Below are 6,590 nucleotides of genomic sequence, written 5' to 3' on the forward strand. Positions count from 1 at the left end.
AGCGAGTCGTCGGTGGCGTGCCGGGCGGTGTCGTCGCGGTTGAAGACGCGGATGTTGTCGATGTTCTCGTCGGCGAGGCCGAGGTAGTGGCCGATCTCGTGGGCGAGATCCAGGTCGCTGCTGGCGGTGGTCCACACGGTTTGGGTGGTCGCCGGGGTGGTGTCGCCGTGCAGGGCGATGCTGGTGTGCGCGTCGGCCGGGTCGTCGGTGAACTCGACGGTGACGTGGAACTGGTCGTCGCCGATCTGGAAGCCCTGGTTGTAGGCGGCGTTGACGGCGTCGGTCGCCCGCTGGCGGGTCTGGTCGAGTTGCGCGGTCGCGGTGGTGTCGCGGGGGTCGAGGTGCACGCGGACGGTGAAGTCCTGCACGGTGCGGCCGTCGTCGGTGCTCAGCAGCCGGTGGTCGTAGGCGACCGGGCCGTCGATGCGGCCGAGATTGATCACCGGGCGGCTGGTCTCGGGGACGGGCAGGCCGGCTTGGGGACGGGCAGGCCGGCTTCGCGATACGACGAAGCGACCAGGTCCGGCACGCCGGTGCGGGTCGGCGTCAGCTCGACGACGTCGAATGACGTCGTGTTCGCGGTGCGCGGGGCGGTGGTGTCGCGCAGGGTGGCGATCTCGTCCGCGGTGACCGGTGTCGCGACGATGTCGGGGCGCTGACCTGCGGTGCGGGGGCCGGCGGTCGGTGCCGGCGCGGGGCGGGTGGTGGGTGCCAGCTCGGCGAGCATGGCCTGCCAGGTCTGCGGGCGGTTCTCGGCGAGCCAGGTCATCTTCTGGTTGACGGCGCTCTGCGCGATCAGCGCGGCGTCGGAGGCCGTCCTGGCCCGGGCCTCGGAGACCCGCGTGCGCATCACGGCGGCGAAGAGCGCCGCGTTCTCCGGGCTCGACACCTCGGCCGTGGCGCGCTGGACCGCTGCCCGCCGGTTGTCGCCGAACGCCGCGGCCGGGTCGGTGATCACGACCGTGGGCAGGGGCCGCGACGGTACGAACGGCGCCACGTCCGGGGTGACCGTGCGGTGCTCGAACAGCACCGCGTGACCGTTGTCGATCATGGCGTCGTCGATGCCGTGCCCGGCGACGTCACCCTGCTGGCTCACGATGTAGGCGCGAGCGGCCTTCCACGCCTCGGGGTTGGCGGCCGGCGGGGGCGTTTCGCGGATCAGCTTGAGGGCCGCGATCCGTTCCGGGCCGGACAGCCAGCTGACCACGTTGATCGGTTTGGTGCGGGGGAGCACCGCCCAGGCGTTCTTCACCTTGGGGTCGGTCAGGTGGGTGCGCACCCCGCCGGGCGGCACGTAGTCACCGACCGGCACGCCGTAGTCGTCGGCGAGTTTGGCGACGAAGCCGACGACGGACATCACGTAGGTGTACGCGCCGGCCACCTGGGCCACGTCGAGACCGGGGGCTGCCGATGTCAGCTCCTGGTCGGCCCGGTCGCGGTGGGTCGTGTCGTACCAGGGTGCGGTGCGGACGGCGACGGCGACCGGGTCGTCGGAGGTGGTGACGTCGGAGGCGCGGATGCCGACGGTGACCTGCTGCATCGACACCGGCATGGCGATCTTCGTGCCCGGCCGGTCGGAGGTGATCTCGTGGTTCTTGTTGGTGACCACGAGTTTCAGGTCGTTGCCGAGGTCTGTCGAGGTGAGGGCGCCGCCACCGGCGGTGAGGTGGTTGTCCAAGTGGTCGAGCAGGGTCAGCACGGCCTGTTTGCGCTGCTGGACGCCGTCGGCGGAGGAGACCTCAACCGGGTAGGTGACCAGCTCCAGGGTGTGTGTCGTCCACTTCGGCTTGCCGGGGACCGTGCCGGTGGACATGTCCTTGGTGATCATGACGAGCGGGGTGTCGTCGGTGGACGCGACGTAGCCGAACGCGCGTGCCGAGCCGCTGTCCAGGGCGGTGCTCACGCCGGAGAGCTCGATTTCGACGCCCATGGACGTACCGTCGAAGGTTTTTCCGAAGTCCGGGACACCGCCGGACAGTGTGCCGACCAGCGGTCCCGGGACCGCGGGGGTTTCCAGGCCGGCCGCGGGGAACGCGTGGTCGCCGGTGGAGACCAGGCTGATCCGGGTGTAGGAGTCGTCGAGGTCGGCGAAGTGGCCGGACTGGCCGTCGAGGAAGACGACGCCGTTGTGGTCGTGCACGACGTTGAATGCGTGGCCGGAGCCGTCCCGTCGTTGCACGGTGATGATGCCGCGCGCGCCCGGGCCTGCGGTGGTGAGGATGTCGCGGATCTGGTCGAGGTCGCGGACGGTGTCGAGCGGTCGTCCGGCGTAGTTGGCCAGGTATTGGCTCGGGCTGGCGACCGCGCCGCCGGCCTGGAAGCGGTCGATGCCGCCGGTGGCCAGGGACATGTCGGTGGCGATGGCCGCGACATAGCAGTTGGTGGTGAGCTCGCCGCCCTGGTCGCGCAGCGGGTTGACGTCGAGCAGGAACGGATAGTCGGTGTCCCGGAGCTGGTTCTCGGCCTCGGTGTGCGAGGACGTGGCGGGCTGGCTGCCGAGCGGCGCGGTGACGCCGAGCTGGTGCGTGACGAAGTGCGACAGGCCCTGCAGCACCTGGTCGCGCTGCGGGTCGCGGGCGGCGGTGGCGACCCGGTCGAAGTACTGCTTGAGCGCGCTGTCCGGGTTGCGCAGCTCGGTGATCGCGGTGGCGACCGTGGCGACGGCCACGTCGCTGGGGACGTTCGAGTGCTGCTGATATTCGGTGACCGCCTGGCGGACGGCCGTGGCGCGCTCGGTGGTCAACCGCGCCCGTAGCTGCTGGACCATCGCCGGGGTGATCGGGACCTGGCGCAACTCGCCGGCCTCGAACTGCCGGTAGTCGTTCTTCTTGTGCGCGACGGCTTCCTCGACCACGGCGGTGTCGCCGAGGATCTGCGGGGCGTCGACCTTGATGGTGCCGGGCAGGGCGTCACGCAGCCGCTCGAAGTCCTCCTGGGTCAGGTGGGCCTCGTTCGGATCGGCGGTCATCGCCTGCAGCCGGCTCGTGAGCACGCTGGTGGCGGTGGCGATCCGGCCGATCGTGCCGAACGGTCCGGCCTGGTCCTCCTTCACCTCCACCGACCAGTCGGTGCCGGCCTGGATCGCCTCGGTCACGTCGCCGAGCGTGCTGATCGGTGCCGCGTCGGCGTCGGGGTCGCCGGAGTGCGGGAAGCGGGTGGCTTCCGCGCTGGTGGTGGGCCGGGGCGAGAAGTACGGCCGGTTGATGAGCTGGACCAGGTTGGCGGTGTTCGCGCCCTCCAGGACCGCGGGCAGCGACCCGAGCTGGTAGGCGGTGCGGAACACGTCCTGGGGCAGACCACCGGTGCGGACCACCACGACGTCGCCAGCACCGAGACCGGTCAGGTCGACCTGCTCGTCGGCGTTCAGGTCGACCGTGGTGAGCCAGGACGGGTTGTCGGTGGCCGGGGCGTAGTCGAGCCGGGAGTCGCTGATCTCCAGGATCACGGCGGGGCGGTCGAGGGCGGCGGCGTGCACGCCGTGGGCCAGGGTCAGGCCGGCGGCGGGGCGCAGCTCGTCGTCGAGGCGGTGCAGGCCGTAGACCGGCATCACGTCGATCTCGTCGGCCAGGGCGGCCGTGGCGATCGTGACCAGCCCGTCGGCGCGGGGGCCGGTACCGATGGCGGCGCGGATCGTCGCCTCGGCGGTGGTCGCGTCCGGCACCGGCACGTCGGTGGTGTAGATCGCGTCGGGGGAGATGACCGTGTCCAGGTCGACCGTGGTGACGTCGTCGCCCGGCCCGGTACGGCTGAACGCCAGCCGGTGGGTGCTCTGCCAGGCGTACGGCTTGAACACGATGGCCCGGTCGGCGCCCAGGTAGTCGAGGAACGCCTTGCCACTGGCCGCGTCGAGGGTGTCCGCGGCACCGACCAGCACCAGCCGGTGCTGGTTCTGGCGCCTGTCGGCGTAGGGGTGGTCCGGGTCGAACTTGGCCTCGATGATCCGGTTGACCCCGGGCGTGCCCAGCGGCAGCAGCGTGTCGAGTTTGGCCCAGACGTTTGGCGACGCGACCACGTCGATGGTCCGGTGGTGGCCGAGCTTGCGCAGCGACTCGATCAGGGTGAGGCCGGCGGTCTGGTGGCCGAAGTTGAGCGCCTCGTCGATCAGCACGGTGATGTCCGGCGTCTGGTTCGGGTCGCCGAGCAGGTCCCGGATCGCCGTGTACTGGGCGTCGGCGGTGGCGGCCGGGCCGCTGACCAGCTCCATCTCCGAGTCGGTGTCCGCGTCGGCCAGTTCGCGCCGCTTGGTCGGCGGCCCGGGTTCCGGGCTGGTGCTGTGCTCGTCGCGGCCCCGCTTGGAGATCGCGGTCGAGCGTTCCAGCCGGTCGGCCAGCTCGGCGACGTCGGACTCCGCGGCCAGCAGCGGCCTCGGCGCGACCGCCGTGGTGCTGAACCAGCCGGACTCGTGCCGGTGCACCACGAGCGGCGGCTCGGTGGACGCCTCGCCGAACGGGGGGTACTTCGTCATCGGGCCGGTCAACGAGCCGTTCTGGACGTGCCGGACCTCGATCGGGCGGCCCAGCGCGGTGGCCAGGTAGCGCACCGCGTGCCCGTTCGCGCCGTAGCCGGTGCCGGCCAGGGCGTGCGCCAGGTGGACCGGGCCGGTGCCGTCCGCCGTGGCGACGGCGATGACGTCCGATCGGGTCTCCTCGTCGACGAAGGCGTCGAGAGCGCTGTCGCGCAGCGCCTTCGCCTGCGCGTCGGATCCGTCGGTGACCGCGTGGTAGAGCGAGTGGGCCGGCGGGGGCGTGGAGTCGTCGCGGAGGTAACCGACGACCTCGTTCTCCACGTAGCGCCACCAGCGCTGATCGTGTGCGTCCGGGCGGCCGGCGATCGACTCGTAGGCGGCGCGGAGCCGGTGCTCTTCGGCGATGCCGTACGTGATGCCGGTGAACGGGCCGGACATCGGCTGCGCGAGCGCCCGGCTCGGCGTGTTCACCGGGCGACCGCCCAGGTGCAGCCGGTCCGTCGCGGGCACGTCGGGGCGCGTGCCGCCCGGCCGGAACGGGCGCAGCGGCTCTGACGTCTGGTAGTCGCCGGTGCCCGCGGTGTCCGCGACCGCCTTGAAACTGACCCCGGCCTTCGCGTCCTTGGAGTCGAAGAACCGGTTGACCGGTGCGGTCGCGGCGGCGTGGTCCTGCGGCAGCTTGCCGGTGTCCAGGACGCCGCGGGCGAGGCGGAGCAGGTCGGTGCTGACCGCGCCGTCGGCGAAGTCGACGACGAACGCGGGACCGCGACCCGGCAGCGTGTAGTTGCCGGCGTGCACCGCGACCGACGCGAGGATCTCCGTCTTGTCCTGCGTCGCGAAGCCGTCCTCGTCGACGGTGGCGGCGACGCCCGGCAGCACGTCCTGGTTGTCGGGGGCGGCCTGGTAGCTGCCGGTGAAGCGTTCCTGCAGCTCGCCGGCCGCGAACGTGTTGAGCCGTTTGGCCAGCTGGTCGAATTCGGCGCCCTTCGGGCCGAACGTCAGCTCGGGTTCGACCAGAACGGCGAGCCCGTCGACGAAGAGGTTGGGTTCCGGAGCGTACGGCAGCAGCGGATGCACCTTGGCCTGCGCGTCCCGGGCGGCCATGTCGGCGCGGACCCGGGCCGTCACCAGGTCGATCTGGTCCTGGTCGCCCAGCTCGTCGAGGTCGTCGGCGGGGTCCTCCCGGTCCCGGGCCTCGTCGATCTGGTCGCCGAGCTCGTCGGGACGGTACCCGCCGGCGAACATCAGCGGCCGGAACGGCGGCTCGGTCTCGCCGGTGTCCATCGCGTCCGGGTCGCTCTCCGGCGCCAGCAGGCTCTCGAAGTGGTTGAACACGTGCGGCCCGGCCGGCGACACCAGCCGGCTGCTCTGGTCGAAATCCTGCACCGAGACGTACGGGTGGTGCCCGGTCTCGTGGTACGCGGTGAGCAGGGCGTGCGTCGCCGAGCTGTGCAGCGCCTCGTTGCGCATGGTGCCGGCCGGGAACTTCGCGCTGCCGAACGTCGACGCCACGAACGCGACCGGCTGGGGCAGGTCCCGGATCCGCGGGTCGGTGCGCAGCGCGGTGATGGCGTCCTCGACCTCGCGGAGCGTGTTAGCCTTGGCGGCCGCCGAGCCGGTGGCCTGGACGTTGACGTCGAAGACGAACGCGACCCGGTCGGTGAAACCGTTCTGACCGGCCAGCACCTGCTCGATCATGTCGGGGATGTCGCCGATGTCCTTGAGCGGCAGGACGGTGTTGACGACATAGGCCAGCGGGCGGGCCTCGTCGAGGCTGCGGTCGACGGCGTCGAGGTAGTTGCCGCGGGTCAGCGGAGTGCTGGCCGCGTGGCTCGCTGCGGCTGTTGCCCTGGCGACGAGCTCGGTGAAAGCCGGGTTGTTGGTGTGCGGGCGCGGTGCGGGCCGGGTGCCGAGGGTGCTGTCGGGGGTGCTGGTGGTGCCGATCGCGCCTTCTTCGGTGGCGGCGATCCGGTCCAGGTGGCGTTGCAGGATCTGCGGGTCGTCGCTCGCGGCGGTGGTGGACATCAGCGAGTCGTCGGTGGCGTGCCGGGCGGTGTCGTCGCGGTTGAAGACGCGGATGTTGTCGATGTTCTCGTCGGCGAGGCCGAGGTAGTGGCCGATCTCG

2 protein-coding genes are annotated in these 6,590 nt (G+C 71.6%); both read right to left on the reverse strand.

Annotated features, from left to right (window positions below; genetic code table 11):
- The coding region (locus tag ADL15_RS11075) for a hypothetical protein (protein ID WP_157441300.1) at nucleotides 1–443 on the reverse strand (443 nt) is incomplete at its 3' end.
- A partial coding sequence (locus ADL15_RS11080; protein WP_157441301.1) for an actin cross-linking domain-containing toxin occupies nucleotides 440–6,590 on the reverse strand: 6,151 nt, incomplete at its 5' end. The genes ADL15_RS11075 and ADL15_RS11080, both read right to left, overlap by 4 nt.

Source organism: Actinoplanes awajinensis subsp. mycoplanecinus, assembly GCF_001509495.1.
Classification (GTDB): domain Bacteria; phylum Actinomycetota; class Actinomycetes; order Mycobacteriales; family Micromonosporaceae; genus Actinoplanes; species Actinoplanes palleronii.